This is a genomic window from Pseudomonas sp. P110(2024), assembly GCF_057480795.1.
Window position 1 is genome coordinate 169,847 of sequence record NZ_JBLIYT010000003.1, and the last position, 15,357, is coordinate 185,203.

Annotated in this window: 15 protein-coding genes and 1 pseudogene; 6 read left to right on the forward strand and 10 right to left on the reverse strand. The window is 64.6% G+C overall.

The features are described from left to right. Window positions 1-175 precede the first annotated feature (175 nt). The 4 genes from AC25ND_RS05910 to glyQ all read right to left on the reverse strand — a co-directional run bounded on the left by AC25ND_RS05910 (window position 176) and on the right by glyQ (window position 4,542). A complete protein-coding gene (locus AC25ND_RS05910; protein WP_028690041.1) occupies window positions 176-946 on the reverse strand; it encodes a lysophospholipid acyltransferase family protein in 771 nt (256 codons plus the stop codon). 65 nt (window positions 947-1,011) lie between these two features. Then, on the reverse strand, window positions 1,012-1,539 hold the full coding sequence (gene gmhB / locus AC25ND_RS05915) for a D-glycero-beta-D-manno-heptose 1,7-bisphosphate 7-phosphatase (RefSeq protein ID WP_028690042.1): 528 nt from the start codon (window positions 1,537-1,539) through the stop codon (window positions 1,012-1,014). Window positions 1,540-1,543: 4 nt separating this feature from the next. Then, on the reverse strand, window positions 1,544-3,598 hold the full coding sequence (gene glyS, locus AC25ND_RS05920) for a glycine--tRNA ligase subunit beta (protein WP_062360031.1): 2,055 nt from the start codon (window positions 3,596-3,598) through the stop codon (window positions 1,544-1,546). After that, window positions 3,595-4,542 (reverse strand): glycine--tRNA ligase subunit alpha, encoded by a 948-nt coding sequence (glyQ, locus tag AC25ND_RS05925; protein WP_011531473.1) that lies wholly within the window; start codon window positions 4,540-4,542, stop codon window positions 3,595-3,597. The genes glyS and glyQ overlap by 4 nt, the downstream gene beginning before the upstream one ends. Window positions 4,543-4,625: 83 nt before the next feature. Between glyQ and AC25ND_RS05930 the strand changes: the two genes are divergently transcribed. Together AC25ND_RS05930 and AC25ND_RS05935 are read left to right on the forward strand one after the other, a co-directional pair. Then, window positions 4,626-5,177 carry a DNA-3-methyladenine glycosylase I gene (locus AC25ND_RS05930; RefSeq protein WP_028690044.1) on the forward strand — a complete coding sequence of 184 codons (552 nt, stop codon included), beginning with the start codon at window positions 4,626-4,628 and terminating at the stop codon, window positions 5,175-5,177. Between the two features lie 41 nt (window positions 5,178-5,218). After that, window positions 5,219-6,106, forward strand: coding sequence for a lysophospholipid acyltransferase (locus AC25ND_RS05935; RefSeq protein WP_028690045.1), 888 nt, complete (start codon window positions 5,219-5,221; stop codon window positions 6,104-6,106). Window positions 6,107-6,223: 117 nt separating this feature from the next. Here AC25ND_RS05935 and AC25ND_RS05940 read toward each other — a convergent pair whose 3' ends face one another. The 5 genes from AC25ND_RS05940 to def all read right to left on the reverse strand — a co-directional run bounded on the left by AC25ND_RS05940 (window position 6,224) and on the right by def (window position 10,750). Then, window positions 6,224-6,532 carry a tetratricopeptide repeat protein gene (locus tag AC25ND_RS05940; RefSeq protein ID WP_028690046.1) on the reverse strand — a complete coding sequence of 103 codons (309 nt, stop codon included), beginning with the start codon at window positions 6,530-6,532 and terminating at the stop codon, window positions 6,224-6,226. An 11-nt stretch (window positions 6,533-6,543) separates the two neighbouring features. Continuing rightward, window positions 6,544-7,917: a Trk system potassium transporter TrkA gene (trkA, locus tag AC25ND_RS05945; RefSeq protein WP_182321991.1), complete on the reverse strand. Its 1,374-nt coding sequence runs from the start codon at window positions 7,915-7,917 to the stop codon at window positions 6,544-6,546. 24 nt (window positions 7,918-7,941) lie between these two features. Next, a complete protein-coding gene (gene rsmB, locus AC25ND_RS05950) occupies window positions 7,942-9,252 on the reverse strand; it encodes a 16S rRNA (cytosine(967)-C(5))-methyltransferase RsmB (RefSeq protein ID WP_069015957.1) in 1,311 nt (436 codons plus the stop codon). Next, window positions 9,249-10,181, reverse strand: a complete 933-nt coding sequence (fmt, locus tag AC25ND_RS05955; RefSeq protein WP_028690049.1) for a methionyl-tRNA formyltransferase — start codon at window positions 10,179-10,181, stop codon at window positions 9,249-9,251. Before fmt ends, rsmB begins: the two co-directional genes overlap by 4 nt. A gap of 62 nt (window positions 10,182-10,243) precedes the next feature. Further along, window positions 10,244-10,750 (reverse strand): peptide deformylase, encoded by a 507-nt coding sequence (def, locus tag AC25ND_RS05960; protein WP_028690050.1) that lies wholly within the window; start codon window positions 10,748-10,750, stop codon window positions 10,244-10,246. Window positions 10,751-10,958: 208 nt separating this feature from the next. Between def and dprA the strand changes: the two genes are divergently transcribed. The 3 genes and pseudogenes from dprA to AC25ND_RS05975 form a co-directional block, all read left to right on the forward strand. Further along, window positions 10,959-12,056: a DNA-processing protein DprA gene (dprA, locus tag AC25ND_RS05965; protein ID WP_186595184.1), complete on the forward strand. Its 1,098-nt coding sequence runs from the start codon at window positions 10,959-10,961 to the stop codon at window positions 12,054-12,056. 39 nt (window positions 12,057-12,095) lie between these two features. Next, window positions 12,096-12,653, forward strand: a complete 558-nt coding sequence (tsaC, locus tag AC25ND_RS05970; protein ID WP_069015955.1) for an L-threonylcarbamoyladenylate synthase type 1 TsaC — start codon at window positions 12,096-12,098, stop codon at window positions 12,651-12,653. A 455-nt stretch (window positions 12,654-13,108) separates the two neighbouring features. Next, window positions 13,109-13,309, forward strand: a pseudogene (locus tag AC25ND_RS05975) (hypothetical protein); the annotation flags it as partial. Window position 13,310: 1 nt separating this feature from the next. On the opposite strand, the gene AC25ND_RS05980 reads toward AC25ND_RS05975, so the two are convergent. Beyond that, window positions 13,311-14,288 carry an NADPH:quinone reductase gene (locus tag AC25ND_RS05980; protein ID WP_182321988.1) on the reverse strand — a complete coding sequence of 326 codons (978 nt, stop codon included), beginning with the start codon at window positions 14,286-14,288 and terminating at the stop codon, window positions 13,311-13,313. A gap of 132 nt (window positions 14,289-14,420) precedes the next feature. Between AC25ND_RS05980 and hemF the strand changes: the two genes are divergently transcribed. Next, the gene (gene hemF, locus AC25ND_RS05985; protein ID WP_011531485.1) at window positions 14,421-15,332 is read left to right on the forward strand and encodes an oxygen-dependent coproporphyrinogen oxidase; all 912 of its coding nucleotides are present in this window, start codon (window positions 14,421-14,423) and stop codon (window positions 15,330-15,332) included. Window positions 15,333-15,357: the final 25 nt, after the last annotated feature.

Consider the following 15,357-nt stretch of genomic DNA (forward strand, 5'->3'; position numbering starts at 1 on the left):
AAAGCGATCAACCTATAAAAAAACCGGCGTAAAAGCCGGTTTTTTTATCGCGGGAAAAAACTTATGCACGATTTTCGAAAAAACGTCATACACGGAAATAAATAGCTAATTCAATCACTTAGCTATGTTTTAAGACGCTTAATCCAAAAATTGCTAACAAGTTATCCACAGAACGTCAGGCAGGCTGCTGCTCGGGTTTTTCCGCCGCTGGCGGCAGCGAACCCATGGCGCGTTGAGCCGCCTCGTTCCATGCCTGGGCACGGTCGTTGAGCTCGGCGATGGCACGCGGGCCTGTCCCCTCCGGATACATCGGCTCGCCAATCACCACCTCGATGGTGCCCGGGCGCTTGCCCCAGCCTTCACGCGGCCAGAACTTGCCGGCGTTGTGGGCGATCGGCAATACCGGCAGGCCGGCATTCACCGCCAGCGCGGTGCCGCCGCGGGAAAACTTGCCCATCTGCCCATGCGGCACGCGGGTGCCTTCGGGGAAGATCAGCACCCAGGTACCCTGCTTGAGCAGTTCGTCGCCCTGGCTGGCAACTTGGCGCAGAGCCTCCTTCGGGTTCTTCCGGTCGATGGCGATCGGTCGCAGCATGGCCATGGCCCAGCCGAAGAACGGCACGTACAGCAACTCGCGCTTGAGCACCTGGCTCAGCGGCGAGAAGTACGCCGAGAGGAAGAATGTCTCCCAGGTGCTCTGGTGGTTCGACAGGATCACGCAGGGCACGTCAGGCACGTTCTCGGCGCCGGTGACCTTGTAGTCGATACGCAGGATCGTCCGCACCAGGAACAGCGCGCAGCGGCACCAGTACACGTTGATGAACTTGTAGCGCTTGGGGAACGGCAGGAAAGGCGCGACGAAGAAGCTCAGCGAGCACCACAGCAGCGAACTGGTGCCCAACAGCAGGTAAAAAAGAAAGATTCTGATCGCCTGCAGGATCGACATAGTGGCGTGTACCGTTGCGGGGCGTGCCCGCCTAATGAAAAGTGCGCCGGTCCTGGCGCACTCATTTAAATAATTTCTCTGGCGATGGCTGCCAGATCGTCGAAAATCAGTGTAGTTTGCGGGACACCTTTTTCCAGGGTCCTTTCACCCTTGCCGGTTTTTACCAACACGGGTTGTGCATCGACGGCCAGGGCCGCCTCCAGGTCACCTTTGCTGTCACCGACGAACCATACGCCGGCCAGCGGTACCTGGTAGTGCTCGGCGATTGTCCGCAGCATGCCGGGCTTGGGCTTGCGGCAGTCGCAGCCCTCGTCCGGGCCGTGCGGACAATGCACGATCAGGCCGACCTCGCCGCCCTGCTCGGCCACCAGCGCGCGCAGGCGCGCATGCATGGCCTCGAGGGTTTCCAGCGGGTAGTAGCCGCGGGCAATGCCGGACTGGTTGGTGGCAACCGCCACCGTCCAGCCTGCCTTGCTCAACTGCGCGATGGCCTCGATCGAGCCAGGAATGGGGATCCACTCCTCCAGCGACTTGATGTAGGCGTCGGAGTCGTGGTTGATCACTCCGTCTCGATCAAGGATCAGCAGTTTCAACGACTCACCCCAGCAGCGAGATATCGGCCACGCCCAGGAACAGACCGCGCAGGCGGCTGAGCAGGGCATAACGGTTGGCGCGCACCTTGGCATCCTCGGCGTTGACCATCACCGCCTCGAAGAAGGCGTCGACCGGGTCACGCAGGGCGGCCAGGCGGGCCAGGGCCTCGCTGTACTGACGCGCGGCCGCCATCGGTTGCACGGCCTGGTCGGCCTGCTGGATGGCCGAGTACAGGGAGAACTCATTGGCGTTGTCGAAGTACTTCGGCTCGACCTGGTCGGCGATGGCGCCTTCGGCCTTGCCCAGCAGGTTCGATACGCGTTTGTTCGCCGCGGCCAGGGCTTCGGCTTCCGGCAGCTTGCGGAAGGCCTGCACGGCCTGCACGCGTTGGTCGAAGTCCAGCGCCGAGCCCGGCTTCAGGGCACGCACCGACAGGTAGGTGGAGACGTCGATGCCTTCGTCCTCGTAGCGCGCGCGCAGGCGGTCGAAGACGAACTCCAGCACCTGCTCGGACAGGCCGGCGGCCTTGACCTTGGCACCGAACTGCTTGACCGCGAACTCGACCGCGACGGCCAGGTCCAGGTCCAGCTGCTTCTCGATCAGGATACGCAGCACGCCCAGGGCAGCACGACGCAGGGCGTACGGGTCCTTGCTGCCGGTGGGCAGCATGCCGATGCCGAAGATCCCGACCAGGGTGTCGAGCTTGTCGGCGATGGCCACGGCGGCACCGGTGAGGGTCTGCGGCAGCTCGGCGCCGGCGCCGCGCGGCATGTACTGCTCGTTCAGCGCCAGGGCGACGTCTTGCGGCTCGCCGTCGTTGAGGGCGTAGTAGTAGCCGGCGATGCCCTGCATTTCAGGGAATTCGCCGACCATTTCCGAGGCCAGGTCGCACTTGGACAGCAGGCCGGCACGGCCGGCGTTGGCGGCGCTGCCACCGATGTACGGGGCAATGAAGGCGGCCAGCTTGGAAACGCGCTCGGCCTTGTCGAACACGGTGCCCAGCTGAGCCTGGAACACCACGTTCTTCAGGCGCTCGTTGAAGCTTTCCAGCGGCTGCTTCTTGTCCTGCTTGAAGAAGAACTCGGCGTCGGTCAGTCGTGGGCGCACGACCTTCTCGTTACCCTGCACGATCTGCTTCGGATCGCGGCTCTCGACGTTGGCCACGGTGATGAAGCGCGGCAGCAGCTTGCCTTCGCTGTCCAGCAGGCAGAAGTATTTCTGGTTGTCCTGCATGGTGGTGATCAGGGCTTCCTGCGGCACCTCGAGGAAACGCTCCTCGAACGAGCACACCAGCGGCACCGGCCACTCGACCAGGGCGGTCACTTCGTCCAGCAGCGCCGGCGGCACGATGGCCGTGCCTTCCTGCTGCATGGCAAGCTCGGCGGTGCGCTTGCTGATCAGCTCGCGACGCTCGGCGAAGTCGGCCAGCACGTGGGCCTTGCGCAGGTCCTCGACGTAGTTGGCAGGGGTGGTGATGAGTACGTTTTCCGGGTGGTGGAAGCGGTGGCCACGCGATTCACGGCCGGCCTTCTGGGCCAGGAGGGTGCAGTCGACCACCTGATCGCCCAGCAGCATCACCAGCCACTGGGTTGGGCGCACGAACTCTTCACGGCTGGCGCCCCAGTGCATGCGCTTGGGGATTGGCAGGTCGTTGAGCGAATCCTCGACGATGGTCGGCAGCAGGCTGGCGGTGGCCTTGCCCGGAATGTGCTGGGAGAAGCGCAGCTTGGGGCCGCTCTGGTCGATGTCCGACAGCTCCACGCCGCACTTCTTGGCAAAGCCCAGGGCGGCCTGGGTCGGCTGGCCTTCGGCGTTGAACGCGGCCTGCACGGGCGGGCCGTCGATGTTGATGCTGCGGTCCGGCTGCTGCACGTCCAGCTGGCGGATCAGCACGGCCAGGCGACGCGGCGCGGCGTAGACCTGCTTGCCGGTGTAGTTCAGGCCGGCGGCCTGCAGGCCTTTCTCGATGCCGGCGAGGAAGGCGTCGCCCAGGGTGGCGAGGGCCTTCGGTGGCAGCTCTTCGGTGCCCAGTTCAACCAGGAAATCTTGAGCACTCATTGTGCAGCCTCCAGCTTAGCCAACACTTCGTCACGCAGTTCGGGAGAGGCCATCGGGAAGCCCAGGCGTGCGCGGGCTTGCAGATAGCTTTGCGCCACGTCCCGGGCCAGGGTACGCACGCGCAGGATGTAGCGCTGGCGCTCGGTCACCGAGATGGCGCGGCGGGCGTCCAGCAGGTTGAAGGTGTGCGAGGCCTTCAGGACCATTTCGTAGGTCGGCAGCGGCAGGTCCAGCTTGATCAGGCGGTTCGCTTCGCTTTCGTAGAAGTCGAACAGTTCGAACAGCTTCTCGACGTTGGCGTGCTCGAAGTTGTAGGTCGACTGCTCCACTTCGTTCTGGTGGAACACGTCGCCGTAGGTGACCTTGCCGAACGGGCCGTCGGCCCATACCAGGTCGTAGACCGAGTCCACGCCCTGCAGGTACATGGCCAGGCGCTCCAGGCCGTAGGTGATCTCACCGGTGACCGGGTAGCACTCGATGCCACCGACCTGCTGGAAGTAGGTGAACTGGGTCACTTCCATGCCGTTCAGCCAGATTTCCCAACCCAGGCCCCAGGCGCCGAGGGTCGGCGATTCCCAGTTGTCTTCGACGAAGCGGATGTCGTGAACCAGCGGATCCAGGCCGATGGCTTTCAGCGAGCCGAGGTACAGCTCCTGGAAGTTGGCCGGGTTCGGCTTGAGCACCACCTGGAACTGGTAGTAGTGCTGCAGGCGGTTGGGGTTTTCGCCATACCGCCCGTCGGCAGGGCGACGGCTGGGCTGCACGTAGGCGGCGTTCCAGGTCTCCGGGCCGACGGCGCGCAGGAAGGTAGCGGTGTGGAAAGTGCCGGCGCCTACTTCCATATCGTAGGGCTGAAGCACCACACAACCTTGCTCGGCCCAGTAGTTCTGCAGGGCGAGGATCAGGTCTTGGAAGGTACGCACGGCTGGCGTAGGCTGGCTCACGAAATTCACCTGTATCTGGGGATGCGGATGTAAAGAGCGGGAGTATACCCGATTCGCCTCGCCCTCTACGTTATTGGAGCCTTATGCCACGCTGCTTTTGGTGTTCCGACGATCCGTTGTACCAGGCCTATCACGACCACGAGTGGGGAACGCCGCAGCACGACCCGGCGTTGCTCTTCGAGATGCTTTTGCTCGAAGGGTTCCAGGCGGGGTTGTCGTGGATCACGGTATTGAAGAAACGCGAACGCTATCGCCAGGTGCTGGATGGCTTCGATCCGGTGAAGCTGGCGCGCCTGAGCGATGAGCGCATCGAGGAGCTGATGCTGGACCCCGGCATCATCCGCAATCGTCTCAAGCTCAAGGCCGTGCGCCGCAACGCCCTGGCCTGGCTGGCTGTGGATAACCCGGCGCAGTGGCTGTGGTCGTTCGTCGGAGGCGCGCCGAAGATCAATCATTTCCAGGGCCGTGGCGACGTGCCGGCGGTCACCGACGAGGCCAAGGCCATGAGCAAGGCCCTGCAAAAGGCCGGTTTCACCTTTGTCGGGCCGACCATCTGCTACGCCTTCATGCAGGCCACCGGCATGGTCATGGACCACACCACCGACTGCGATCGCTACGCCGCGCTGGTGCGCTGACGGGGTACAATGCGCGCCTTGCTGAAATAAGGAATTCGCCTGTGGAAAAGTTCAAGGGCGCCCTGATGGTCGGGGTGCTGCGCCTGTTTGCCAAGCTGCCTTGGGGCGCTGTGCAGCGCGTCGGCGCTGGTATCGGCTGGCTGATGTGGAAAATCCCCAATGGCTCGCGCAATGTCGTGCGCATCAACCTGGCCAAGTGTTTCCCGGAGATGGACCCGGTCGAACGCGAGCAGCTGGTTGGCCGTGCGTTGAAGGACATCGGCAAGTCGTTTGTCGAGAGCGCCTGTGCCTGGATCTGGCCGCCGCAGCGCTCGCTGGAGCTGGTCAAGGAAGTGCACGGCCTTGAAGTGCTGGAGCAGGCCCTGGCCTCGGGCAAGGGCGTGGTGGGCATCACCAGCCACCTGGGCAACTGGGAAGTGCTCAACCACTTCTATTGCAACCAGTGCAAACCGATCATCTTCTACCGCCCGCCCAAGCTGAAGGCGGTGGATGACCTGCTGCGTGAACAGCGGGTGCAGATGGGCAACCGCGTGGCGCCTTCGACCAAGGAAGGCATCCTCAGCGTGATCAAGGAAGTGCGCCGGGGTGGCCAGGTGGGGATTCCGGCCGACCCGGAGCCGGCCGAGTCCGCGGGTGTGTTCGTGCCGTTCCTCGGCACCCAGGCGCTGACCAGCAAGTTCGTGCCGAACATGCTGGCTGGCGGCAAGGCGGTGGGGGTTTTCCTGCATGCCCTGCGGTTGCCGGATGGCTCGGGTTTCAAGGTGTTCCTGGAAGCGGCGCCGGAAGCGATGTACAGCACCGATGTGACTGAATCGGCGGCGGCCATGAGCAAGGTGGTCGAGCGTTATGTGCGCGAGTATCCGAGCCAGTACATGTGGAGCATGAAGCGCTTCAAGAAGCGTCCGGCGGGTGAGGCGCGCTGGTATTGAGATTGTTGGGGGCGCTTTGCGCCCCTTTCGCGACACAAGGCCGCTCCTACAGGCGACCGCAATCCTCTGTAGGAGCGGCCTTGTGTCGCGATGGGCTGCAAAGCAGCCCCGGCGATCTCAAGCCTTGTTTAGCTTCTTGAGAAAAACGGTCATTTCTTTCTCGGCCTGCTTGTCGCCATGGGCCTGCGCCGCGACGATCCCCTCTTCCCAGGCCTTGCGCGCGCCGTCCAGATCCCCGCTCAACTGATACGCCTTCCCCAGCAGCTTCCACGCAGCCGAGTACTTCGGATCCTGCTTCACACAAGCCGACAGGTGCACCGCCGCTTGCGCGCCATTGCCCTCGTCCAGCCAGGCCTTGCCCAGGCCGAATCTCAGCAGCGGGTTATCCACACCCTTGGCCAGCATCTTCTCCAGCGATTCGCGCATGTCCTTCCCTCCTAGAAGAAACTCAGGCCCACGTGGAACAGCTTCTCCACGTCCCGAATATGCTTTTTATCCACAACGAACAGGATCACATGGTCGCCCGACTCGATCACCGTGTCGTCGTGGGCGATCAGCACTTCCTCGTCGCGGATGATCGCGCCGATGGTGGTGCCCGGTGGCAACGAGATGTCCTCGATGGCCTTGCCCACCACCTTGCTCGATTTCGAATCGCCATGGGCCACCGCTTCGATGGCCTCGGCCGCGCCCCGGCGCAGCGAGTGCACGCTGACGATATCGCCGCGGCGCACGTGGGCCAGCAAAGTGCCGATGGTGGCCAGCTGCGGGCTGATGGCGATGTCGATCTCGCCGCCCTGCACCAGGTCGACGTAGGCCGGGTTGTTGATGATGGTCATCACCTTGCGCGAGCCTAGGCGCTTGGCCAGCAGCGACGACATGATGTTGGCTTCGTCGTCGTTGGTCAGGGCCAGGAAGATGTCGGCGTCGGCGATGTTCTCTTCGAGCATCAGGTCGCGATCAGAAGCGCTGCCCTGCAGCACCACGGTGCTCTCCAGGGTATCGGAGAGGTAGCGGCAGCGCGCCGGGTTCATCTCGATGATCTTTACCTGGTAGCGGCTCTCGATGGCCTCGGCCAGACGCTCGCCGATCTGTCCGCCGCCGGCGATGACCACGCGCTTGTTGGTTTCGTCGATGCGCCGCAGCTCGCCCATCACTGCGCGGATATCCTTTTTTGCGGCAATGAAGAACACCTCGTCGTCGGCCTCGATCACCGTGTCGCCCTTAGGCGTGATCGGCCGGTCGCGACGGAAGATCGCCGCCACGCGGGTATCGACGTTGGGCATGTGGGCACGGATCTGGCGCAGTTGCTGGCCCACCAGCGGGCCGCCGTAGTAGGCCTTGACCGCCACCAGCTGGGCCTTGCCTTCGGCGAAGTCGATCACCTGCAGCGAGCCGGGGTGTTCGATCAGGCGCTTGATGTAGTTGGTCACCACCTGTTCAGGGCTGATCAGCACGTCCACCGGGATATGGTCGTTGTCGAACAGCTCTTCGCGGGTCAGGTAGGCCGACTCGCGCACCCGGGCGATCTTGGTCGGGGTGTGGAACAGCGAATAGGCGACCTGGCAGGCGACCATGTTGGTCTCGTCGCTGTTGGTCACCGCCACCAGCATGTCGGCGTCGTCGGCGCCGGCCTGGCGCAGCACCGTCGGCAGCGAGCCGCGGCCCTGCACGGTGCGGATGTCCAGGCGGTCGCCCAGGTCGCGCAGACGGTCGCCATCGGTGTCGACCACGGTGATGTCGTTGGCTTCGCTGGCCAGATGCTCCGCCAGCGTGCCGCCGACCTGTCCTGCGCCGAGGATGATGATCTTCATCCGCTACTCCCTAGGTTCTTGTTCTTACCCGCGCGAGGCGGCGATCTTGATCAGCTTGGCATAGTAGAAACCGTCGTGGCCGCCTTCCTGGGCCAGCAACTGGCGGCCGTGGGGCTGGCGCAGGCCGGCCTCGGTGGCCAGGTCCAGTTCGCGGGCGCCGGGGGTGCGGGCGAGGAAGGCGTCGATCACTTCGGTGTTCTCGGTCGGCAGGCTCGAGCAGGTGGCGTAGAGCAGCATGCCGCCCACTTCCAGGGTCGGCCACAGGGCGTCGAGCAGCTCGCCTTGCAGCGTGGCCAGGGCCGGGATGTCCTCGGCCTGGCGGGTCAGCTTGATGTCGGGGTGGCGGCGGATCACGCCGGTGGCCGAGCAGGGCGCATCGAGCAGGATGCGCTGGAACGGCTTGCCGTCCCACCAGCTGGCGGTATCGCGGGCGTCGCAGGCGATCAGCTCGGCGTCGAGCTTGAGGCGGTCGAGGTTCTCGCGCACGCGGGCCAGCCGCTTGGCTTCCAGGTCGATGGCGACCATGTGGGCCAGGCCAGGTTCGGCTTCCAGCAGGTGGCAGGTCTTGCCGCCCGGGGCGCAGCAGGCGTCGAGCACGCGCTGGCCGGGGGCCAGTTCGAGTAGGTCGGCGGACAGCTGCGCGGCTTCGTCCTGCACGCTCACCCAGCCGTCGGCGAAGCCCGGCAGGCCGCGCACGTCGCAGGCCTCGGCCAGGACGATGCCGTCACGGCTGTACTGGCAGGCGCTGGCCTGGATGCCGGCCTCGGCCAACAGCGCCAGGTAGGCATCGCGGCTGTGATGGCGGCGGTTGATCCGCAGGATCATCGGCGGGTGGGCGTTGTTGGCGGCGCAGATGGCTTCCCATTGTTCCGGCCAGAAGGCTTTCAGCGATTTCTGCAGCCAGCGCGGGTGGGCGGTACGCACCACCGGGTCGCGTTCCATGCTGGCGAGCAGTTCCTCGCCTTCACGCTGGGCGCGGCGCAGAACGGCGTTGAGCAGCCCCTTGGCCCACGGCTTCTTGAGTTTGTCGGCGCAACCCACGGTTTCGCCGATGGCGGCGTGGGCCGGGATGCGCGTGTAGAACAGCTGGTACAGGCCGACCAGCAGCAGCGCCTGCACATCGGCGTCGGCGGCCTTGAATGGCTTCTGCAGCAGTTGTGCGGCCAGCAGGTCCAGGCGTGGCTGCCAGCGGGCGGTGCCGAAGGCCAGGTCTTGCGTGAGGCCGCGGTCGCGCTCCTCGACCTTGTCCAGCTGCGCCGGCAGCGAGCTGTTCAGCGAAGCCTTGCCGCTGAGCACAGCGGCAAGGGCACGGGCGGCGGCCAGGCGTGGGTTCATTGGCCGAGCACCTTGCCACCGGCGAACTTCTCGCGACGGCTGTTGAACAGGTCGCTGAAGGCCAGGGCCTTGCCGCCGGGCAGTTGCAGGCGGGTCAGGCTCAGTGCGCCGTCACCGCAGGCGACCACCAGGCCGTCCTTGCTGGCGGAGAGGATTTCGCCGGGGGCGCCCTTGCCTGTGGACAAGTTGGCGGCCAGCACCTTCACGCTTTCGCCGTCGAGGGTGCTGTGGCACACCGGCCAGGGGTTGAAGGCACGGATCAGGCGCTCCAGCTCGACGGCCGGGCGGCTCCAGTCGATGCGGGCTTCGTCCTTGTTCAGCTTGTGGGCATAAGTGGCCAGGGCATCGTCCTGCACTTCACCTTGCAGCGAACCGTCTGCCAAGCCGGCGATTGCCTGGACTACAGCAGGCGGGCCCATTTCGGCGAGGCGGTCATGCAGGGTGCCACCGGTGTCCTCGGCGCTGATCGGGGTGACCACTTTGAGCAGCATCGGGCCGGTATCCAGGCCGGCTTCCATGCGCATCACGGTCACACCGCTCTCGGCGTCGCCGGCTTCCACGGCGCGCTGGATCGGCGCCGCGCCACGCCAACGCGGCAGCAGCGAGGCGTGGCTGTTGATGCAGCCCAGGCGCGGAATATCCAGCACCACTTGCGGCAGGATCAGGCCGTAGGCGACCACCACCATCAGGTCCGGCTTGAGCGCGGCGAGCTCGGCTTGCGCCTCGGCGTTGCGCAGGGTCTGCGGCTGGTACACCGGGATGTCGTGGGCCACGGCCAGCGCCTTTACCGCGCTCGGCATGAGCTTCTGGCCACGGCCGGCCGGGCGATCGGGCTGGGTGTAGACGGCCACGATCTCGTACGGGCTGTCGAGCAGGGCCTTGAGGTGTTCGGCGGCAAACTCTGGAGTGCCTGCGAAGACGATGCGCATGGAGTTCTCGCTTCTTCAAAAAGAAAAAGGCTTGCCGGAGCAAGCCTTCTGGAAGGTGGGGATCAGGCTTGCTGGCGGTGCTGCTTTTCCAGCTTCTTCTTGATCCGATCGCGTTTGAGCTGGGACAGGTAATCGACGAACAGCTTGCCGTTGAGGTGATCGAACTCGTGCTGCACGCACACGGCCAGCAGGCCTTCGCATTCCAGTTCGTAGGGCTTGCCGTCGCGGTCCTGGGCCTTGACCCGCACGCGCAGCGGGCGATCGACGTTCTCGTAGAAGCCGGGCACCGACAGGCAGCCTTCCTGGTACTGGCCCATGTCGTGGGTCAGCTCCTCGACCGTGGGGTTGATGAAGACGCGCGGCTCGCTGCGGTCTTCGCTCAGGTCCATCACCACGACCTGCTTGTGCACGTTGACCTGGGTGGCGGCCAGGCCGATGCCGGGCGCCTCGTACATGGTCTCGAACATGTCGTCGATCAGCTGGCTCAAGGCGTCGTCGAACTCCGTCACCGGTTTGGCGATGGTGCGCAGGCGCGGATCGGGAAATTCGAGAATGTTCAAAATAGCCATGGCGGTCAGGCAGTCACTGTGCGGTCGGTTGAAAACTGAGCACACATAATAAAGGGAAATGGGGCGTTCGGCACCTGTGAAGCTTGGCTAGGGTCTCTATGGGCTTGATAGCTGCCATTTCATGGACAGCTTTTCAAAGTGTTACTCACAAAGTTATCCACAGGTTGCGCCACGTATATGGCCCCCTGTCGATCAAGGATGATCCACCATGAACCCATCCCGTTCGTCGCCTTGTCCGCCTGCGGAACTGGAGGCGCGGCTGCGTCTTCATAGCCTTCCGGAGATTGGCTTGCGTCGTTTCCATACCCTCATCGAAGCGTTCGGCAGTGCCTCGTCGGCACTCAGCGCGCCGGCCAGTGCCTGGCAGGCGTTGGGACTGAAGGTTGCCAGTATAGACGCCCGGCGCAGCCCGCAAGTGCGCGATGGCGCATTGGCTGCAATGCGCTGGCTAGAGCGTCCGGGCCAGTATTTACTGATGTGGGACGGGCCTGGCTACCCGGCGTTGCTGGCCGAGATAGACGATCCGCCGCCGCTGTTGTTCGTCGCGGGCGACCCCGATTTACTCGAACAACCGCAACTGGCGATCGTGGGTAGCAGGCGTGCTTCACCCCCGGCGCTGGATACCGCAGGCGCGTTTTCCCGATGCCTTTCCCAGGCTGGTTTCACCATCACCAGCGGGCTGGCGCTGGGCGTCGACGGTGCCGCTCATCGGGCCGCTTTGAAGGCCGGCGGGCAGACCATCGGGGTGCTCGGCACGGGGTTGCAAAAACTTTATCCACAGCGCCACCGTGACCTGGCACGGGCAATGCTCGACAGTGGCAGCGCGCTGGTTTCCGAGTACCCGCTGGATGCCGGCCCGCTGGCCGGCAACTTCCCGCGTCGCAACCGGATCATCAGCGGCTTGTCGCTGGGTGTGCTGGTGGTCGAGGCCAGCCTGGCCAGCGGTTCGTTGATCACCGCACGGCTTGCCGCCGAACAGGGGCGGGAGGTGTACGCGATTCCCGGGTCCATTCATCACCCCGGCGCCAAGGGCTGCCATCAGTTGATCCGCGACGGTGCCCTGCTGGTGGAAAGCGTGGAGCAGATCCTCGACAGCCTGCGTGGGTGGCAGAACCTGCCGCCTGCGATTGTGGATAAACCCGCTCATCCATTGATCGCCCTGCTCCACGCCGCACCCCAGACCACCGAGGGCCTGGCCAGCAGCAGCGGCCTGCCACTGGCCCAGGTACTGGCCAGCCTTACCGAGCTGGAGCTCGAAGGCCGGGTGAGCAATGAAGCCGGGCGTTGGTTTGCCCGTGCGGGCTAAGTACACTGCGCGCACGGCGTTAATGCGGAGAGACGGAAAATGGTGAGCAGTTGGCGTGTGCAACAAGCCGCGCGCGAGGTGAAGGCGGGTGCGGTGATCGCCTATCCGACGGAAGCGGTCTGGGGCCTGGGCTGCGACCCGTGGAACGAGGACGCGGTGTATCGCCTGCTGGCGCTCAAGTCGCGACCTGTGGATAAAGGGCTGATCCTGGTCGCCGACAACATTCGCCAGTTCGACTTTCTGTTCGAGGATTTCCCCCAGGACTGGATCGACCGCATGAGCGCCACCTGGCCTGGGCCTAACACCTGGCTGGTGCCGCACCAGGGCCTGCTGCCCGAGTGGGTGACCGGGCAGCACGACACCGTGGCGCTGCGGGTCAGCGATCACCCACAGGTGCGGGAGCTGTGCGCGCTGGTCGGGCCGTTGATCTCCACCTCGTGCAACCCGGCCGGGCGGCCGGCGGCCAAGAGCCGGTTGCGAGTGGAGCAGTATTTCCACAAGCAGCTGGACATGGTGCTGGGTGGGGCGTTGGGTGGGCGGAAGAACCCGAGCCTGATTCGCGACCTGGCGACCGGCGAGGTTGTGCGCCCGGGCTGATACCGCTGGCGAGGGCTTCGCCCTCGTTTCGCGGCACAAGGCCCCTCTTACAGGTACAGCGCAGCTCTCAGGCTTGGCGCTGTAACCTGTGGGAGCGGCCTTGTGTCGCGAAAGGGCCGCAAAGCGGCCCCAGAATTCCCGCCGATTTTTCTGATTTGCACCCAGATGGCTGCCCATTCTGAATTCAGAGAAATATCCTACGCAGTCTGTCGACTGCGATTACCTTCTCAGTGGGAACGCCTGCCTTTAGGCTCCAAACCGTCGCCGAATAACTTGGCGATCGGGTGTGGTAACCCGGTAACAGGAAGGTATCAGAGTCGTCCATGGCGGCTGTGCGCGGGAGGCTTTCGAGCCTGCCGGGTCTGGTACCTCCCCGGTTTACCACCCCGTGTACAGCTGCCACCCATTCGTGTGGTAACGGACGAGGTGTCAGCCCTACCCTGGTAGAGGTTGCCATGAACAAGAAGATTGTCCGCGATCCACCACTTCCTAACACCACAACCCACCCCTTCGGCCGCTGCGACGCCGGCCACCCTCCACTCTTCACCGTAAACCCCAACATTGAAGCCCACGACGCCCTGGTGCACGTCGCGCTCTACCTGCGCTGTGCCTACGACACCGGCATCAAGGCCCTCGACCACCTGCGCGATAGGGGCTTCAAGGCAGAAGCACAGTCGAGCCAACGGTCCGCCGCGCCGACAACTCCGCCTGCGCCTTGGCCGCCTCGCTCAACGGATACCGTTGCTGGATATCCACAACCAGCTTGCCGCTGGCGATCATCGCGAACAGGTCATCGGCCATGGCCTGGGTGTTCTCGGCATTGTTGGCGTAGCTCGCCAGCGTCGGCCGGGTGACATACAACGACCCCTTCTGCGACAGGATCCCCAAGTTGACCCCGGTTACCGCGCCGGAGGCATTGCCAAAGCTGACCATCAAACCGCGCGGCCGCAGGCAATCCAGCGAAGTCAGCCAGGTATCGGCCCCCACGCCGTCATACACCACCGCGCACTTCTGACCGTCTGTCAGCTCCAGCACACGCTTGGCCACGTCTTCATGGCTGTAGTCGATGGTCGCCCAGGCGCCGAGGGCCTTGGCCCGTTCGGCTTTCTCAGCAGAGCTGACGGTACCGATCAGCTTCGCGCCCAGCGCCTTGGCCCACTGGCAAGCCAGCGACCCCACACCGCCAGCGGCGGCATGGAACAGCACGAAGTCCCCCGGCTGCACGGCATAGGTCTGCTTGAGCAAATACTGCGTGGTCAGCCCCTTGAGCATTACCGCCGCCGCCTGTTCGAAGCTGATCGCCTCCGGCAGCTTCACCAGGTTGGCCTCCGGCAGCGTATGCACCTCGCTGTAGGCCCCAAGCGGCCCACCGGCATAGGCCACGCGGTCGCCGACCTTGATCCGGCTGACACCCTCGCCCACCGCCTCGACCACGCCGGCCGCTTCGGTGCCCAGCCCGGAAGGCAGCGCAGGCGGCGCATACAGCCCGCCACGGAAATAGGTGTCGATGAAATTCAAGCCGATTGCATGGTTACGCACCCGCACCTGCTGCGGGCCGGGCGGTGTCGGGTCGAACTCCACCAGTTGCAGGACTTCCGGGCCGCCATGCTGGCTGAACTGGATACGCTTGGCCATCACATACTCCTGTCGTCGAGGGTCGCAAAGGCCTTCTATCGGACGCCTTTGCTTGACCGCCGTCAACTGCGACGCGGCGTCGGCCGGTGGTATGCTACGCGGCGAATTTTCCCGCTCCTTCCAGGTGACCCGATGACCAGCCGCACCGAGGCCGTAAAAGCCTACCTGCTCGACCTGCAAGACCGCATCTGCTCTGCCCTCGAAACCGAAGACGGCGGCGCCCGCTTCGTCGAGGATGCCTGGGTGCGCGATGCCGGCGGCGGTGGTCGCACGCGGGTGATCGGCGAGGGCAAGGTGATCGAGAAAGGCGGGGTGAACTTCTCCCACGTGTTCGGCGCCGGCCTGCCGCCGTCGGCCAGTGCCCACCGCCCGGAGCTGGCGGGCCGTGGCTTCGAGGCCCTGGGCGTGTCGCTGGTGATCCACCCGCACAACCCGCATGTGCCGACCTCCCACGCCAATGTGCGCTTCTTCATCGCCGAAAAAGAGGGTGAAGAGGCGGTATGGTGGTTCGGTGGCGGCTTCGACCTGACCCCGTACTACGGCAACGAAGAAGACTGCGTGCACTGGCACCGCGTCGCCGAGCAGGCCTGCGCGCCGTTCGGCGCCGACGTCTACCCGCGCTACAAGGCCTGGTGCGACCGCTACTTCCACCTCAAGCACCGCGGCGAGCCACGCGGCATCGGCGGCCTGTTCTTCGACGATCTGAACGAGTGGGACTTCGACACCTGCTTCGCCTTCATGCGCGCCATCGGCGACGCCTACGTCGATGCCTACCTGCCGATCATCCAGCGCCGCAAGGACACGCCGTACACCGCCAAGCAGCGCGAATTCCAGGAATACCGCCGTGGCCGCTACGTCGAATTCAACCTGGTCTACGACCGTGGCACGCTGTTCGGCTTGCAGTCGGGCGGTCGCACCGAGTCGATCCTGATGTCGCTGCCGCCGCAGGTGCGCTGGGGTTACGATTGGAAAGCGGAGCCTGGCAGCGAGGAAGCGCGCCTGACCGACTATTTCCTGCAGGACCGCGACTGGCTCGCCCAGTAAGCCTGTGGATAACCGAGGAGCTCCC